Source organism: Streptomyces caeni (assembly GCF_042678285.1).
Taxonomy (GTDB): Bacteria; Actinomycetota; Actinomycetes; order Streptomycetales; family Streptomycetaceae; genus Streptomyces; species Streptomyces caeni.
In genome coordinates, this window is record NZ_JBHUDX010000084.1 from 122,246 (window position 1) to 137,898 (window position 15,653).

Below are 15,653 nucleotides of genomic sequence, written 5' to 3' on the forward strand. Positions count from 1 at the left end.
GAGGCGGCGACTCAGATCCCCAGATCCTTGATGATCTTCGCCACGTGCCCCGTGGCCTTCACGTTGTACAGCGCGCGCTCGACCTTGCCCTCCTCGTCCACGATCACCGTGGAGCGGATGACGCCGACGGTCGTCTTGCCGTACAGCTTCTTCTCGCCGAAGGCGCCGTACGCGTCCAGGACCTTCTTGTCGGGGTCGGCGAGGAGCGTGACCCTCAGCTGCTCCTTCTCGCGGAACTTCGCCAGCTTCTCCGGCTTGTCTGGGGAGATCCCGATGACGTCGTAGCCCGCGCCCGCCAGCAGCTCCAGGTTGTCCGTGAAGTCGCACGCCTGCTTGGTGCAGCCCGGGGTCAGCGCGGCCGGGTAGAAGTACACGATGACCTTGCGTCCCCTGTGGTCGGCCAGGGAGACCTCGTTGCCGTCCGCGTCCGGCAGGGTGAAGTCGGGGGCGGGGTCGCCGGGCTGGAGTCGCTCGCTCATCGGTACCTCACAGGGCAAGGGGCAGGTTGCCCGACGAGCCTAATGCCCTTCCGGACCCCCATAGGGGTGCCGCGGGGGTGCGCTTGGCGCCGAGCTGACAGACTGTCGACCACAGATGCGGGAATTACGCGGAACACGTCGCACACGACCACGGAGGAAGCACGGTGGCGGACACGTCGAGCACACCGGACACCAGGACTCCGGCGCAGATCGAGGCGGACATCAAGCGCCGCCGCGAAACGCTGGCCGAGACGCTCGACGAGATCGGCGTCCGGGTGCACCCGAAGACGATCGCCGGGGACGTCAAAGCCAAGATCGTCTCTCAGGTCGACCACACGTTCGGACGCGCATACGTCCGGGCCAACCATGTCGTCAGCCAGGTGAAGGGGCAGCTGGTCACGCAGGAGGGCACGCCGCGCCTGGAGCGCATCGTGCCCGTGGCACTGGTCGCGGTCGGGGTCGTCGGGCTGCTCGCCCTGGGCTCCCGGCGGCGCAGGGGCTGACCCGGCCGCGCACGAAACCGTCGAAGGCAGGTAGGTTCGGGGTGTGAGCGAGAAGACCCACCACGACAAGTTGCCGATCCGGATGCTGCACGACCGCGTGCTGGTGCGGCAGGACGCCGCCGAGGGCGAGCGCAGGTCGGGCGGCGGCATCCTGATCCCCGCGACCGCGGCCGTCGGCCGGCGCCTCGCCTGGGCCGAGGTCGTCGCGGTCGGGCAGAACGTACGGACCGTGGAGCCGGGCGACCGGGTCCTGTACGACCCGGAGGACCGGGCGGAGGTCGAGGTGCGCGGGATCGCGTACGTCCTGATGCGTGAACGCGATCTGCACGCCGTGGCGGCGGACCGCTTCGAGGGGTCGGAGGATTCCACCGGGCTGTACTTGTAGGCCAAACCGGAAAATGGGGCTGGTGACCCTCGTCGCCAGCCCCTTTCGCATGCCTCTTCGTGACTGCCCGGCAAACGGCTCGTCACTCCGTACGAGGCCACGAACGCGTGGCCGAGAACAGAGGGGAACCGATGGGAGCCGGCGCGTACACCAGGCAGCGCCTGGAGGAAGCAGCCGGGGCGTCGCGGACGTTGTCGGAGGCGTCGGAGAGGCTGGGCGTGGAGGTCTCGCACTTCGAGCGCGAGGGGGGTGTCGATGGCGACGGGCACCACAACCGCATCGGCGACCTGTGCCAGCTGTGCCCCGACTGCCGTTCCACACCGGCCAGTTACCGGGAGCGCGGCAAGGGACGTATGTGCGCCGGGTGCGGGAGCGGTCCTGAGTGGCTCTGAAAGCCCATGACGCTGGAAGCGGATCACGTCAACGGTGAGCGGGCGACAACCGCCGTGAGAATCTCCGGCTCCCGTGCCCCAACTGCCACGCGTTCACAAGCACGTGGTGCAGGGGAGGCGGAAGACGGCAGACGACTCCCGGTACGATTGTGGGCAGCTAGCGGCGGTGGCGCAATGGCGACGCAGCAGACTTAGGATCTGTGGCCCTTGATCGGGCTTGAGGGTTCGAATCCCTTCCGCCGCACACAAACGGCCTGCGAGTCGAAGCATCGACGCGCGGGCCGTTCCCCGTGCGCTGTCTCAGCCGAGCAGTTCCCGCACCACCGGCACCAACGCCCGGAACGCCTGGCCCCGGTGGCTGATCGCGTTCTTCTCCTCGGGCGTCAACTCCGCGCAGGTCCGTAGCTCGCCCTCCGGCTGGAGGATCGGGTCGTAGCCGAAGCCGTTGGTCCCGGCCGGGGCGTGGCGCAGCCTGCCGGGCAGCCGCCCCTCGACCACCCGTTCCGTGCCGTCGGGCAGCGCCAGTGCGGCCGCGCAGGCGAAGTGGGCGCCCCGGTGGGCGTCGTCGATGTCCGCGAGCTGGGCCAGGAGCAGCTCCAGGTTCGCCTTGTCGTCGCCGTGCCTGCCCGCCCAGCGTGCCGAGAAGATGCCCGGCGCGCCGTTCAGGACGTCGACGCACAGGCCCGAGTCGTCGGCCACGGCGGGCAGGCCCGTCGCCTCGGCCAGGGCGCGTGCCTTGAGGAGGGCGTTCTCGGCGAAGGTGACGCCCGTCTCCCTGACGTCGGGGATGTCGGGGTAGGCGTCCGCGCCGACCAGGTCGTGCGGGAGGCCCGCGTCGGCGAGGATCGCCTTCAGTTCGGCGATCTTTCCGGCGTTGCGCGTGGCGAGGATCAGGCGGGTCATGCCCACCAGTATCCGTGCCGCGCCACCGTCCGCCGCGCCCTCCCCCTCACGACGTGCACACCTTCGTCAGCTCCCCCGCCGCGTCCGTCACCGGGCCGACGTCGGGGGTCTTGTCGCCGTTCTCGACGGCGTCGCGGACGTTCCCGACGGCCTTGCGGAGGTCGTCGACCGCCTTGTTGACGTCGACGTTGTCCGTCTTGTCGCCGATCTTGTCCAGGTTCCGTTCGATGGAGTCGAGGGACGCGCCGGCCTGTGTCGGATCGTTGGCCGCGTTCTCGACGGCCTGCTGGAGGTCGGTGACGCTGTCGGCTATCGCATCGGCGGTCTGCACGCAGTCGATCGCCTTGTTGACGGCATCGCAGCCCGAACTCGCGCCCACGGCGGCGAGTACGGCGACGGCGGCGAGCACGGCGGTGACGGTGCGTCGGCGGTGGCGCGCGGCCATGGAACGGTTCCTCCCGTTGACGGTGCTGCACGGTTCCGTGGACGCGCCGACCGGTCCGGCTCGCCCGCGGTGTCGATGGTCGTACGAGGCCGCGGGCGGGCGCACGGTGGTGTCCGCGCGCCCGCCGCGTCGGCCACGCGACTATCCCTGAAAACGCCGGGAGGCGCTACGCGGTTGCCTCCAGCGCCGCGTTCTGGACCGCCGCCAGCCGGTCGCAGCCCGCGACCGCCAGGTCGAGCAGGGCGCTCAGCTCCTCGCGGTCGAAGGGCGCCGCCTCCGCCGTGCCCTGCACCTCCACGAAACGGCCGTCGCCGGTGCAGACGACGTTCATGTCGGTCTCGGCACGGACGTCCTCCTCGTAGCAGAGGTCCAGGAGCGGCACGCCGCCCACGATGCCGACGGAGACGGCCGAGACCGTGCCGGTCAGCGGCTGCCGGCCCGCTTTCACGAGCTTCTTGCGCTGCGCCCAGGCCACCGCGTCGGCGAGGGCGACGTACGCGCCCGTGATCGCGGCGGTGCGGGTGCCGCCGTCCGCCTGGAGCACGTCGCAGTCCAGGACGATCGTGTTCTCGCCGAGGGCCTTGTAGTCGACGACGGCGCGCAGGGAGCGGCCGATGAGCCGGCTGATCTCGTGCGTACGCCCGCCGATCTTGCCCCTGACCGCCTCGCGGTCGCCCCGGGTGTTGGTGGAGCGGGGCAGCATGGCGTACTCGGCGGTGACCCACCCCTCCCCGCCGCCCTTGCGCCAGCGCGGCACGCCCTCGGTGACGGAGGCGGTGCAGAAGACCTTGGTGTCGCCGAAGGAGACGAGGACGGAGCCCTCGGCGTGCTTGCTCCAGCCCCGCTCGATCGTGATGGGGCGGAGCTGTTCGGGGGTGCGGCCGTCGATTCGAGACATGGCCCGAGCCTAGCCGTATACACCGGAGGGGCCCCTTCCACGGGGGGGGGAGGGACCCCCTCCCTCACATGCGCGCACGACCCGGCGCAGTGGGGGCGCGGGGCCGGTGCGGCTCACATCATGTCTTCGATCTCCGCCGCGATCGGGTCGGCGTCCGTGCCGATGACGACCTGGATCGCGCTGCCCATCTTGACGACGCCGTGGGCGCCGGCGGCCTTCAGGGCGGCCTCGTCGACCAGCGAGGGGTCGGCGACCTCGGTGCGGAGCCGGGTGATGCAGCCCTCGATCTCCTCGATGTTGTCGATGCCGCCGAGCCCGGCGACGATCTTCTCTGCCTTGCTGGCCATGTCCTGTCTCCCTGGTCCGAACCGCTGTGTCGCCAACTGGTCTACACCACCTCGGGGAGGGTCGCCAAACTCCTGCGGCCGTACCGGTGGCACCCCGGCCTCGGGGGGCCCGGAACCCGACCCGGGGGTTTTCGCCAGGAGTGCGGCATTATTCCCCCATGCCCGAGGCCACAGAAATGACGGGTTCCTCATCCCGCCTCCACCGTGCTACAACAGGTCTACACCACATGTGGTGTAGACCATGCGCGGCCGCCCCGGTCCCGGGTGCGCCGCCGTGTCGCACACAGGAGACGCCGCCGTCCCCCCTTCCCCTGTCCCCGGGCGGCGCCTTGCCCACTGGAGGAAGTTGTGTCCACGCTCAGCGCCGCCCCCGCGGCCGAGAAGAAGAGGGGCGCCGGGGCGATGGCTGTTCTGCAGCGCATCGGCCGCAGCCTGATGCTGCCGGTGGCGGTCCTGCCCGCCGCCGCCCTCCTGGTCCGCCTCGGCAACACCGACATGCTGGGTCGCCCGTCCTTCCCCTCCTTCCTCACCGAGATCGCGGGCTTCATGGCGGCCGGCGGCAACGCGATCCTCGACAACATGGCGCTGCTGTTCGCCGTCGGCATCGCGATCGGCTTCGCCAAGAAGTCGGACGGTTCGACGGCGCTCGCGGCGGTCGTCGGCTACCTGGTCTTCAAGAACGTGCTGGCCACGTTCACCGACAAGAACCTGCCGAAGGTGGCGCAGGTCGCCGACGGCAAGGTCGTCATGGGGAACGAGCCCGTGGATGCCAAGGTCCTCGGCGGTGTGGTGATGGGCATCGTCGTCGCCCTGCTCTACCAGCGCTTCCACCGCACCAAGCTGCCGGACTGGGCCGGCTTCTTCGGCGGCCGCCGGCTCGTGCCGATCCTGTCGGCCTTCGCGGGGCTGGTCATCGGCATCGTCTTCGGCTACATCTGGCCCGTCCTCGGCACGGGGCTGCACAACTTCGGTGAGTGGCTGGTGGGTTCGGGCGCGGTCGGGGCCGGCATCTTCGGCATCGCCAACCGCGCGCTCATCCCGATCGGCATGCACCACCTGCTGAACTCGTTCCCGTGGTTCCAGGCAGGCGACTACCACGGCAAGAGCGGCGACATCGCCCGCTTCCTCGCCGGCGACCCGGGCGCCGGCCAGTTCATGACGGGCTTCTTCCCGATCATGATGTTCGGTCTCCCGGCGGCCTGCCTGGCCATCGCGCACTGCGCCCGGCCAGAGCGCCGCAAGGTGGTCGGCGGCATGATGTTCTCCATCGCCCTGACGAGCTTCGTCACCGGCGTGACCGAGCCGATCGAGTTCACCTTCATGTTCATCGCGCCGGTCCTGTACGCGATCCACGCGGTCCTCACCGGCGTCTCCATGGCGCTGACCTGGGCGCTCGGAATGAAGGACGGCTTCGGTTTCTCGGCCGGCGTGGTCGACTTCGGACTGAACCTCGGCATCGCGACCAACCCGTGGGGCCTGGTCCTGGTGGGCCTGTGCTTCGCGGGGATCTACTACGCGGTCTTCCGCTTCGCGATCATCAAGTTCAACCTGCCCACGCCGGGCCGAGAGTCCGACGAGGAACTCGCGGAGCTGCAGAAGGCGGAGGCCAAGTAGCACCGCCGGCGGCGGCACGCCCGAAACAACGGTGTCGCCCGGACCGCTCGGCGGTCCGGGCGACACCGTGTGTGCGCTCAGATCTCGTACGAGGCCCGCGGCACCGCCAGCTCCACCGGGCCGGCGTAGGCCACACGGGCGTCCGCCAGGTTGACCTGGGGGTCCGTCCACGGGGGGATATGGGTGAGGACCAGGCGGCGGGCTCCGGCGCGGGCGGCCGTCTCCCCGGCCTCGCGGCCGTTGAGGTGCAGGTCCGGAATGTTCTCCTTGCCGTAGGTGAACGCGGCCTCGCACAGGAACAGGTCCGTGTCACGGGCGAGTTCGACCAGGCCCTCGCACACACCCGTGTCGCCGGAGTACGTGAGCGCCCTGCCGCCGTGCTCGACCCGGATGCCGTACGCCTCCACCGGGTGGACCACACGTTCCGTGTGCACGGTGAAGGGGCCGATCTCGAACGTGCCCGGCTTGACCGTGTGGAAGTCGAAGACCTCGCTCATCGAGGAGGCCGAGGGCGTGTCGGCGTAGGCGGTGGTCAGGCGCTGCTCGGTGCCCTCGGGGCCGTGGACCGGGATCGGGTCGGCCCGGCCGCCGTCGTGGCGGTAGTAGCGCGCGACGAAGTACCCGAGCATGTCGATGCAGTGGTCGGCGTGCAGATGGCTGAGGAAGATCGCGTCGAGGTCGTAGAGACCGCAGTGGCGCTGCAGCTCGCCCAGGGCGCCATTACCCATGTCGAGAAGCAGCCGGAAGCCGTCGGCCTCGACGAGGTAGCTCGAACAGGCCGATTCCGCGGACGGGAACGACCCCGAGCAGCCGACGACGGTGAGCTTCATAAAGCTGGAACCTCCGCGCTGGCAGGAATAGCAGAAGGCATGGACGGAAACGCTGACGGGGGTCGTGCGGTCCGTCGAGCGTAAGGCGCAAAAGGGCCGGTCGCTCCTCCGCCAGGGGCTGTTGTGGGGGAACTCACCTGACCTGTCACCGGTTCGGCTGGACCAGAGGCGTGCGGGGCGCACGTCGGGGCGCGTGCCCCGCGGCGCACCGGTCAGGGGTGACGGACGGCAGGGCGGGCGTCGGGGCGTGGCCGCCGGTACCGTCATCGGTATGGACACGTCCTGGTGGCTGGCGCTGGCCGCGGTGGTACTGCTCGCGCTGGTCGCGACGCTGGTGGACGGCTGGGGGCGCGGTCATCGCCGCCGGGCGTCCGGGCGGCCGCCGGGGCGCCCCCGGGTGCATCCCCGGCCGGCCGAGATCTGGTGGGCGAGCATGCCGTACGGGAACCGGCCGGGCGGCAGGGACCGGCCGTGCCTGGTGCTCACGGTGCGCGGGGACAGCGCGACGGTGGCGGAGATCACCACCAGGTACCACGACGAACGGCCGGGTGTGATCGCGCTGCCTCCGGGAGCGGTGGGCGATGCCGAGGGCCGGCCCGGCTTCCTGGAGACGGACGAGCTGCGCGACGTACCGCTGTGGGACTTCCGGCGGCGGGTCGGCGTGGTGGACCCCGTGCTGTGGGATCAGGTGCGGTATCTGGCGGGCTGAGGGGACCGGGGCGTCTCATGGCCGGATCACCTCGACCGTGACGGTCCACTGCTGGATGCCCGGGCACGACGTCTGCCCGGGCCGCTTGGCGCACAGGGGGCGGGTCGCGGTCAGCCGTGCCGTCCCGGGCGCTACCGCCTCGAAGGCGGCGACGGCGTCACCGGGCTGGATGACGAAGCCGGCGTTGATGGCTTTCAGCGCGCCGCCCGGGGCGGTGACGGGGGTCCAGGGACGCTCCTTGGTGCCGTCCAGCATGAGGCGGAGCTGGCCACCCACCGTCAGGCACACGGTGCGGCCGGTGTCCGCCGCGGTGAGCGAGGCTCCGGCCGTGCAGTCCCCGGCCGTGCGCGTGGAGGACGGCGCCGCGGTGCCGCTCCCGGGGCTGGTGCCGCTCCCGGGGCTGGTGCCGCCGTTCTGCGCGCCGCAGCCCGCGAGGAGGAGCATCACCGCCGAGAGAGCGAGGCCGGTCGTAAGGTGGAGCGTCGTACGGCGCATGGGTGGCCGCCTTTCTGCCGTGCCCGGACCCTGATGCCGATGTGACGTTTCCCCCGTGCATCAGGATCCCCTCCGCTCCCCCGGACCGCGAGGGGGCCGGGGCGACGGAGGGCATGTAAGGCCATGAGCATGACACTCACTGGGACGGAAGCGGGGCCCGGGGGCTGCTGCCCCGGGCCCCGGCGCGTCACCGCGCTACGCCCAGAGCTGCCCCTGCACCGCCTCGATGGCCTCCTCCGTCGTGGCGGCCGTGTAGACGCCGGTCGACAGGTACTTCCAGCCCCCGTCGGCCACGATGAACACGATGTCGGCGCTCTCGCCCGCCTTGACGGCCTTCCTGCCGACGCCGATGGCCGCGTGCAGGGCGGCACCCGTGGAGACGCCCGCGAAGATGCCCTCCTGCTGGAGGAGTTCGCGGGTGCGGGTCACCGCGTCCACCGAGCCGACCGAGAAGCGGGTCGTCAGCACGGACGCGTCGTACAGCTCCGGTACGAAGCCCTCGTCCAGGTTCCTGAGGCCGTACACAAGGTCGTCGTAGCGCGGTTCCGCCGCGACGATCTTCACATCGGGCTTGTGCTCGCGCAGATAGCGGCCCACGCCCATCAGCGTGCCGGTGGTGCCGAGTCCGGCCACGAAGTGCGTGATGGAGGGGAGGTCGGCGAGGATCTCGGGCCCGGTGGTGGCGTAGTGGGCGCCCGCGTTGTCCGGGTTGCCGTACTGGTACAGCATCACCCAGTCCGGGTGCTCGGCCGCCAGCTCCTTGGCGACGCGCACCGCTGTGTTCGAGCCGCCCGCGGCCGGGCTGGAGATGATCTCGGCGCCCCACATGCCCAGCAGGTCCCGGCGCTCCTGCGAGGTGTTCTCCGGCATCACGCACACCATGCGGTAGCCCTTGAGCTTCGCCGCCATCGCCAGGGAGATGCCGGTGTTGCCCGAGGTGGGCTCCAGGATCGTGCAGCCGGGGGTCAGCCGGCCGTCCTTCTCCGCCTGCTCGATCATGAACAGCGCGGGGCGGTCCTTGACCGAGCCGGTCGGATTGCGGTCCTCCAGCTTGGCCCAGATGCGCACGTCGTCGGACGGCGAGAGCCGAGGCAGGCGCACCAGGGGGGTGTTGCCGACCGCGGCGAGCGGGGAGTCGTATCTCATGGGAATCAGGCCATACCGCCGGCCACGGCCGGCAGGATCGTCACGTTGTCGCCGTCGGCGACCTTGGTGTTGATGCCGTCGAGGAAGCGGACGTCCTCGTCGTTGAGGTAGACGTTGACGAAGCGGCGCAGCTCGCCGCCGTCCACGATGCGGGCCTGGATGCCCGCATGGCGGGTTTCGAGATCGGCGAACAGCTCGGCGAGGGTGTCCCCACTGCCGTCGACGGCCTTCTGCCCGTCGGTGTACTGACGCAGGATGGTGGGGATGCGGACCTCGATGGCCATGGTTGAGGGCTCCTGTCGGAAGAAGTCAGGTCGGTGGGCGCGCGGCGGCGCGGGAGCGTAGTCCTAGTCGTACGCGGGGGGGGTGCCGCGGCTCACGGCCGAACGGCGGCAGGTCGGCGTCAACAGATGGCGCTGTTCAGCCTGCACAGGTCGACGTGCAGCCGCGCCACGAGCAGCATGCCCGGCGTCTTCTTGCTCACGTCGTGGAGAACCATGGGGTCATCGTATCGATTCCCACCCCGGTGCCCCGAGTGTGATCTCGCATGGTGGATGAACTCTGACCGAACTGCGGGATCAGTAGCTCTCCACCACCTTGACCTCCTCCTCCGTCACTTCGCCGTCCACGATCCTGAAGGAGCGGAACTGGAACGGGCCCGCGTCGTCCGCGTCGGCGGTCGACACCAGCACGTAGTGGGCGCCGGGCTCGTTGGCGTACGAGATGTCCGTCCTGGACGGGTACGCCTCGGTGGCGGTGTGCGAGTGATAGATGATCACCGGCTCCTCGTCGCGGTCGTCCATGTCGCGGTAGAGCTTGAGCAGGTCTCCCGAGTCGAACTCGTAGAACGTGGCGGAGCGGGCTGCGTTCAGCATCGGGATGAAGCGCTCGGGACGGTCCGAGCCGGCCGGGCCCGCGACGACGCCGCACGCCTCGTCGGGGTGGTCCTGGCGCGCGTGGGCGACGATCCGGTCGACGAGGGCCTGGGTGATGGTCAGCATGCTGGCCAGGATAAGCAGACAATCGAGCGGGGCCGTCCCGTACCAATGAGTGATACAGGACGGTCCACATGGCGGACACCCTGGGCGACGGGCCACGCGGGCCCGGCCTCCGCGGCGCGGTGCGCGGTGGCTCAGCCGACCCGCTCGAACGCCCGCTCGCCCTGCTCGGTGACCTGCGGGTTGCGCACCCTCAGCGCCGCCCAGCCGCCGCCCAGCACCGCCGCCCACACCGCCATGACGTACAGGCAGACCCGGGAGTCCGCGTCGTAGGCGATCAGGCAGGTGACGACGAACAGGAACACGATCGCGGTCCAACTGAACACCACACCGCCCGGCGCCGGGAAGGAGGAGGCGGGCAGCCGGCCCGCACCGACCGCGCGGCGGTAGCGGACGTGGCTGATCAGGATCATCAGCCAGGTCCAGATGCCGGCCGCGGTGGCCACCGAGGTGACATAGCCGAACGCCTTCTCCGGGACGACGTAGTTGAGGATCACGCCGATGCCCATGAAGGCGACGGAGACCGTGATGCCGAGGGCCGGTGTCTTCGACGACGACAGCCGACCGAACCCCTTCGGGGCCTCGCCGTTGTCCGCGAGGGTGCGCAGCATGCGGCCCGTGGAGTACATGCCCGAGTTGCACGAGGACAGGGCCGCGGTCAGCACCACGAAGTTGACGATGGCCGCGCCGGCCGGGATGCCGATCTTCGCGAACGCCTCGACGAACGGGCTCACTCCGGGCGCGAACTCCGTCCACTTCACCACGCACAGGATGACGGTGAGAGCGCCGACGTAGAAGAGCGCGATACGCCAGGGCAGGGTGTTGATCGCCTTCGGAAGGGTCTTCTCCGGGTTGTCGGACTCACCGGCCGTGACACCGACCAGTTCCACCGCGAGGTAGGCGAACATGACGCCCTGCAGCGTCATCAGCGAGGAGCCGACGCCCTTCGGGAAGAAGCCGTCGAACTGCCAGAGATTGGCCACCGACGCGGTGTCACCGGCGGCGCTGAAGCCCAGCGTGAGCACGCCCAGGCCGATCACGATCATGCCGACAAGTGCGGTGACCTTGACCATCGAGAACCAGAACTCGATCTCTCCGAACAGCTTCACCGAGATCAGGTTGGCCACGAACAGGACCACCAGGAAGACCAGTGCCGTCACCCACTGCGGGATCGACGGGAACCAGTAGTGCACGTAGATCGCGGCGGCCGTCAGCTCGGCCATGCCGGTCACCACCCACATCAGCCAGTACGTCCAGCCGGTGAAGTAGCCGAAGAACGGGCCGAGGAACTCGCGGGAGTACTCCGCGAAGGAGCCCGAGACCGGGCGGTACAGGAGCAGCTCGCCGAGCGCCCGCATGATGAAGAACACGATCGCGCCCGCGAGGGCGTACATGACGATCAGGCTGGGCCCGGCCTTGGCGATGTTCGCCCCGGCGCCCAGGAAGAGGCCGACGCCGATCGCGCCGCCGATCGCGATCATCTGGACCTGGCGGCTGCCGAGCCCGCGCTCGTACCCCTCCTCGGGGGCGTCGCCGCCCACGACTCCCCTGCGGTCGTGCTGCTCGTCGTGCTGCTTGCCGACCTGCGACGAGGTCATGTTGGTGCGCCTTTCTCCACTCCGGTCCGAGCCAGTCCCGTGGCTTCGGACCGCTTTCCGGTCCCCCCCGGATGTGATGGAGCTGTGCCTGGCCGGCGGTCCGCCGACTCGGTGGCGCACCCGGCGGAACATGGGTGGCGTCCCGCCGGGCGGTCGTGAAGATGTATCACGGCCGCGTCGTGGACCGGCCGTGCGACATGTGACGCACGGCACGGTAAGAAGCGGGCAGATGGGCACCTGAGCGGACATATGCGGCCACAACGGTGACATGATCGTTATCCGGATTTGAGTGTCCCCTGAGCGGACGCCGGATGATCGCCGCATGACCGCCGGACGGTACGGCACGAGGCACCGCATGACCGCCGACGGCCGTCGGGCGGGCGCGGGACGGCCGCCGAACGGGACCCCGGGGACAGGCACCGAACAGGACCCGGGAACGGCCACCGAACGAGACCCGGGACAGGCACCGAACGGGGCCCGTTGTCCGCAGATGTCAGGGCATCAGGGTGGTGATGAGCGTCTCCTGGAGGCCACCGAGCCACAGATACGCCATCACCATCGGCTTACGCGGATCCTCGTCCGGCAGACCGTAGAGGTGGTCGGTGTCGTCCTCGTCGACGACCTCCAGACGCGAGCCGATCGCCAGCCGCAGGTCGTTCAGGGCGCCGAGCCACTGCTCGGACTCCCCGCGCGAGAGCTCGAGCACGCCCCCCTCCTTGTTCTCCGAGGTCAGGGCGTCCAGGGAGCGGATCACCGCGAGGGCGTTCTCACGCTTGCGCGCACGCAGGTCGTTCTCGGTGAAGCGGCGGAACTCGGCGGAGTACGCGCGCTGTTCCTCGGCCTCCCCGGGCGAGGCGGACTCACCGCCGGGACCGCTGTACGCGTCCGGGAACAGACGGCGCAGCACGGGGTCGGAGGGCGGCTCACTGGGACCCTCGGCGAACAGTTCGGCGAGCGGGTCGCCGGAGCCGTTCTCGGCCGGGCCGGGCCCGATGAGCTCCAGCAGCTGCACGGCCAGCGACCGGATGATCGAGATCTCGACGTCGTCGAGTGCGACGGCCGCGCCGCCGCCGGTGAGCGGTTCGAAGTGTCCTGGCATGGGGTCTTTCGCTGCTTGACGGGCCTGCCGGCCACGGGGGGTCCTGGGCTACTTGCGGTCCTGCTGGAGGGTGGCCCACAGACCGTAGCCGTGCATGGCCTGGACGTCGCGCTCCATCTCCTCGCGCGTGCCGGCCGACACCACCGCCCTGCCCTTGTGGTGGACGTCGAGCATGAGCTTGGTGGCCTTGTCCTTGGAGTAGCCGAAGTACGTCTGGAAGACATACGTCACATAGCTCATCAGGTTGACCGGGTCGTTGTGGACGACCGTGACCCACGGGACATCGGGTTCGGGTACGGCGAAATGTTCCTCCACCGACTCGGTCTGTTCGATCTCTAGGGGTGCGGGAGCCGTCACACGGCCCATGCTGCCACCACAGGGCGGTGCACGCACAAACGAGCCCCGTGCCGCTCCCGCCCACCGCGCACCCACCCACAAATCGTCAAACTGACGAGATGAGGGTACGATCAGCGGCCGTACTCCAGTCCCCTCTGCGAGGAGAGGTTTCGTGGGCGTAGCGGACCTTGGGCTGCCGGTGGACGTTCCCTCCACGGCCCTCTTCACCGACCACTACGAGCTGACGATGCTCCAGGCCGCCCTCAAGGCGGGCACCGCCGAACGGCGCTCCGTCTTCGAGGTCTTCACCCGGCGGCTGCCCGAAGGCCGCCGCTACGGGGTCGTGGCGGGCACCGGGCGCGTCCTGGACACGGTCGAGAACTTCCGCTTCGACGCCGGCGTGCTGGGCTTCCTGCGGGAGCGCGGGGTCGTCGACGAGGAGACCCTGCAGTGGCTGGCCGCGTACCGCTTCGGCGGCGACGTCTGGGGCTACCCGGAAGGCGAGGTGTACTTCCCGGGCTCACCGGTCATGCGGGTGGAGGGCTCCTTCGCGGAGTGCGTGCTCCTGGAGACCGTGATCCTGTCCATCCTCAACCACGACTCCGCGGTGGCGGCCGCCGCCTCCCGCATGGCCTCCGCCGCCGGTGACCGGCCGCTGATCGAGATGGGTGCCCGGCGCACCCACGAGCTGGCCGCCGTGGCCGCCGCGCGCGCCGCGTACATAGGCGGCTTCGCGACCACCTCCGATCTGGCCTCCGGCTTCCGGTACGGGATCCCGACGGTCGGGACGTCCGCCCATGCCTTCACGCTGCTGCACGACGGCGAGCGGGACGCCTTCCGCGCCCAGGTCGACTCGCTCGGCCGGGGCACCACGCTGCTGGTGGACACGTACGACGTCACCGAGGCCGTGCGCCTGGCCGTCGAGGTCGCCGGGCCCGAGCTGGGCGCCGTGCGGATCGACTCCGGGGATCTGCTGCTGATCGCGCACCGGGTGCGGCAGCAGCTCGACAGGCTGGGCGCCACCGACACGAAGATCATCGTGACGTCGGACCTGGACGAGTACGCGATCGCCTCACTGCGGGCGGCACCCGTGGACGCCTACGGCGTCGGCACCCAGCTGGTGACGGGCTCCGGCCATCCGACCGCCTCGATGGTCTACAAGCTGGTCGCCCGCGCCGAATCGGCGGACCCGAAGGCCCCGCTGGTGCCGGTGGCGAAGAGGTCCTCCGGCGGCAAGACGTCGATGGGCGGGCGCAAGTGGGCGGCACGGCGGCTCGACGAGCACGGGGTGGCGGAGGCCGAGGTGATCGGCAGCGGACCGGTTCCGCAGGAGCTGGTGGACCGGCAGCTGCCGGTCCAGCTGATCAAGGGCGGCCAGGTCGTCGCCCGCGAACCGCTGGACGTGGTCCGTGACCGGCACGCGGCCGCGCGCGCCGGTCTGCCGCTGTCGGCGACGCAGTTGTCGCGCGGGGAGCCGGTGATCCCGACCGAGTACGTTTGAACCCTCCCCCAGCCGAAGCAAGGGGATTCCCGGCTCAGTAAGCCCCGCAGGTCAGCTGACCTGAAGGGCTTACTCCCTCAGTACCGGCCGGAACGGAACCTGCCCCGTATGTGCAGCAAAGCCGAGCAGTGCTTGTGCCGACTCGGTTCCCGCTCGACACGCAGTACCCGCTTGGTTCTCGCTGGGCGCACACCCCGCCCGGCCATTCGGCCGGGCGCATGAACGGGCGGCCGGCGGGAATGCAACGGCAGCGCACCCGCGCACCCGACCGACCGCCGCTCACCCCCTCCCGTCCCGCCCGCGAAGTCCCTAGGCTCGGTAGTTCGTACAGACGGCCGGGCCCGGGTCCCTCCACTCCGACCGCCGCCGAACCGAAGGACATCGACCATGCGCCGCGCCCTGATCGTCGTAGACGTGCAGAACGACTTCTGTGAAGGCGGCAGCCTCGCGGTGGCGGGGGGCTCCGACGTGGCCGCCGCGATCACCGAGCTGATCGGGCAGGCCCCCGCCGGATACCGCCATGTCGTCGCCACCCGTGACCACCACATCGCGCCCGGCGGGCACTTCGCCGACAACCCGGACTACGTCCGCTCGTGGCCGGCACACTGCGTGGCGGGCACGGAGGGGGTGGGCTTCCACCCGAACTTCGCCCCCGCGGTCGCCTCGGGCGCCATCGACGCCGTGTTCGACAAGGGGGCGTACGCGGCGGCCTACAGCGGCTTCGAGGGGGTCGACGAGAACGGGGTGCCGCTCGGGGACTGGCTGCGGGCGCGGGAGATCGACGAGGTGGACGTGGTGGGGATCGCCACGGACCACTGCGTGCGCGCCACCGCGCTGGACGCCGTGCGGCACGGCTTCCGCACCCATGTGCTGCTGGACCTCACTGCCGGCGTGGCCGAGGAGACCACGGAGCGGGCGCTGGAGGAGATGCGCGGGGCGGGTGTCGAGCTGTCCGGCAAGCCCGTGGTGTAGAGC

General features: G+C 70.3%; 20 protein-coding genes, 1 tRNA gene and 1 pseudogene. 8 read left to right on the plus strand and 14 right to left on the minus strand.

The window, feature by feature from the left end; translation table 11 throughout:
- Positions 1-11: 11 nt before the first annotated feature.
- Positions 12-479, minus strand: a complete 468-nt coding sequence (bcp, locus tag ACFSL4_RS28140; RefSeq protein ID WP_381088729.1) for a thioredoxin-dependent thiol peroxidase — start codon at positions 477-479, stop codon at positions 12-14.
- 164 nt (positions 480-643) lie between these two features.
- Between bcp and ACFSL4_RS28145 the strand changes: the two genes are divergently transcribed.
- The 4 genes and pseudogenes from ACFSL4_RS28145 to ACFSL4_RS28160 all read left to right on the plus strand — a co-directional run bounded on the left by ACFSL4_RS28145 (position 644) and on the right by ACFSL4_RS28160 (position 2,003).
- On the plus strand, positions 644-982 hold the full coding sequence (locus ACFSL4_RS28145) for a DUF3618 domain-containing protein (protein WP_381088731.1): 339 nt from the start codon (positions 644-646) through the stop codon (positions 980-982).
- A gap of 43 nt (positions 983-1,025) precedes the next feature.
- Complete coding sequence (locus tag ACFSL4_RS28150; RefSeq protein ID WP_360982313.1) at positions 1,026-1,367, plus strand: GroES family chaperonin; 342 nt, start codon at positions 1,026-1,028, stop codon at positions 1,365-1,367.
- 356 nt (positions 1,368-1,723) lie between these two features.
- Positions 1,724-1,920, plus strand: a pseudogene (locus tag ACFSL4_RS28155) (HNH endonuclease); the annotation flags it as partial.
- Positions 1,920-2,003: transfer RNA gene (locus ACFSL4_RS28160), tRNA-Leu, on the plus strand. The pseudogene ACFSL4_RS28155 and the gene ACFSL4_RS28160, both read left to right, overlap by 1 nt.
- Before the next feature lie 56 nt (positions 2,004-2,059).
- Here the strand turns inward: ACFSL4_RS28160 and rdgB are convergent.
- From rdgB to ACFSL4_RS28180, 4 genes are all read right to left on the minus strand, one after another.
- Positions 2,060-2,662: an RdgB/HAM1 family non-canonical purine NTP pyrophosphatase gene (gene rdgB / locus ACFSL4_RS28165; protein WP_381088735.1), complete on the minus strand. Its 603-nt coding sequence runs from the start codon at positions 2,660-2,662 to the stop codon at positions 2,060-2,062.
- A gap of 46 nt (positions 2,663-2,708) precedes the next feature.
- A complete protein-coding gene (locus ACFSL4_RS28170) occupies positions 2,709-3,107 on the minus strand; it encodes a hypothetical protein (RefSeq protein WP_381088738.1) in 399 nt (132 codons plus the stop codon).
- Positions 3,108-3,273: 166 nt separating this feature from the next.
- A complete protein-coding gene (gene rph, locus ACFSL4_RS28175) occupies positions 3,274-4,005 on the minus strand; it encodes a ribonuclease PH (protein WP_381088741.1) in 732 nt (243 codons plus the stop codon).
- Positions 4,006-4,118: 113 nt separating this feature from the next.
- Positions 4,119-4,352, minus strand: a complete 234-nt coding sequence (locus ACFSL4_RS28180) for a PTS sugar transporter subunit IIB (protein WP_381088743.1) — start codon at positions 4,350-4,352, stop codon at positions 4,119-4,121.
- Between the two features lie 402 nt (positions 4,353-4,754).
- Between ACFSL4_RS28180 and ACFSL4_RS28185 the strand changes: the two genes are divergently transcribed.
- Complete coding sequence (locus ACFSL4_RS28185; RefSeq protein WP_381088836.1) at positions 4,755-5,966, plus strand: PTS transporter subunit EIIC; 1,212 nt, start codon at positions 4,755-4,757, stop codon at positions 5,964-5,966.
- A gap of 77 nt (positions 5,967-6,043) precedes the next feature.
- Here ACFSL4_RS28185 and ACFSL4_RS28190 read toward each other — a convergent pair whose 3' ends face one another.
- Positions 6,044-6,796, minus strand: a complete 753-nt coding sequence (locus ACFSL4_RS28190) for an MBL fold metallo-hydrolase (RefSeq protein ID WP_381088746.1) — start codon at positions 6,794-6,796, stop codon at positions 6,044-6,046.
- Positions 6,797-7,067: 271 nt separating this feature from the next.
- On the opposite strand from ACFSL4_RS28190, the gene ACFSL4_RS28195 reads away from it, so the two are divergent.
- Positions 7,068-7,505, plus strand: coding sequence for a type II toxin-antitoxin system PemK/MazF family toxin (locus ACFSL4_RS28195; protein WP_381088749.1), 438 nt, complete (start codon positions 7,068-7,070; stop codon positions 7,503-7,505).
- Positions 7,506-7,520: 15 nt separating this feature from the next.
- On the opposite strand, the gene ACFSL4_RS28200 is transcribed toward ACFSL4_RS28195, so the two are convergent.
- The 8 genes from ACFSL4_RS28200 to clpS form a co-directional block, all read right to left on the minus strand.
- A complete protein-coding gene (locus tag ACFSL4_RS28200) occupies positions 7,521-8,000 on the minus strand; it encodes a hypothetical protein (RefSeq protein WP_381088752.1) in 480 nt (159 codons plus the stop codon).
- A gap of 195 nt (positions 8,001-8,195) precedes the next feature.
- On the minus strand, positions 8,196-9,146 hold the full coding sequence (locus ACFSL4_RS28205; RefSeq protein ID WP_381088755.1) for a PLP-dependent cysteine synthase family protein: 951 nt from the start codon (positions 9,144-9,146) through the stop codon (positions 8,196-8,198).
- Positions 9,147-9,151: 5 nt separating this feature from the next.
- Positions 9,152-9,430, minus strand: coding sequence for a MoaD/ThiS family protein (locus tag ACFSL4_RS28210; protein ID WP_381088758.1), 279 nt, complete (start codon positions 9,428-9,430; stop codon positions 9,152-9,154).
- A gap of 119 nt (positions 9,431-9,549) precedes the next feature.
- The gene (locus ACFSL4_RS28215) at positions 9,550-9,645 is read right to left on the minus strand and encodes a putative leader peptide (RefSeq protein WP_381088761.1); all 96 of its coding nucleotides are present in this window, start codon (positions 9,643-9,645) and stop codon (positions 9,550-9,552) included.
- Between the two features lie 79 nt (positions 9,646-9,724).
- Positions 9,725-10,147 carry a M67 family metallopeptidase gene (locus ACFSL4_RS28220; RefSeq protein ID WP_381088764.1) on the minus strand — a complete coding sequence of 141 codons (423 nt, stop codon included), beginning with the start codon at positions 10,145-10,147 and terminating at the stop codon, positions 9,725-9,727.
- A 131-nt stretch (positions 10,148-10,278) separates the two neighbouring features.
- A complete protein-coding gene (locus tag ACFSL4_RS28225; RefSeq protein ID WP_381088767.1) occupies positions 10,279-11,742 on the minus strand; it encodes an amino acid permease in 1,464 nt (487 codons plus the stop codon).
- Positions 11,743-12,235: 493 nt separating this feature from the next.
- Positions 12,236-12,841 carry a DUF2017 domain-containing protein gene (locus ACFSL4_RS28230; protein ID WP_381088770.1) on the minus strand — a complete coding sequence of 202 codons (606 nt, stop codon included), beginning with the start codon at positions 12,839-12,841 and terminating at the stop codon, positions 12,236-12,238.
- Positions 12,842-12,889: 48 nt separating this feature from the next.
- Positions 12,890-13,207, minus strand: a complete 318-nt coding sequence (gene clpS / locus ACFSL4_RS28235) for an ATP-dependent Clp protease adapter ClpS (RefSeq protein WP_381088773.1) — start codon at positions 13,205-13,207, stop codon at positions 12,890-12,892.
- Positions 13,208-13,349: 142 nt separating this feature from the next.
- On the opposite strand from clpS, the gene ACFSL4_RS28240 reads away from it, so the two are divergent.
- Both ACFSL4_RS28240 and ACFSL4_RS28245 read left to right on the plus strand, forming a co-directional pair.
- Entirely contained in the window at positions 13,350-14,678 is a 1,329-nt protein-coding gene (locus tag ACFSL4_RS28240) for a nicotinate phosphoribosyltransferase (protein WP_381088776.1), read from the plus strand.
- Positions 14,679-15,065: 387 nt separating this feature from the next.
- Entirely contained in the window at positions 15,066-15,650 is a 585-nt protein-coding gene (locus tag ACFSL4_RS28245; RefSeq protein ID WP_381088779.1) for a nicotinamidase, read from the plus strand.
- The last annotated feature ends 3 nt before the right edge of the window (positions 15,651-15,653 follow it).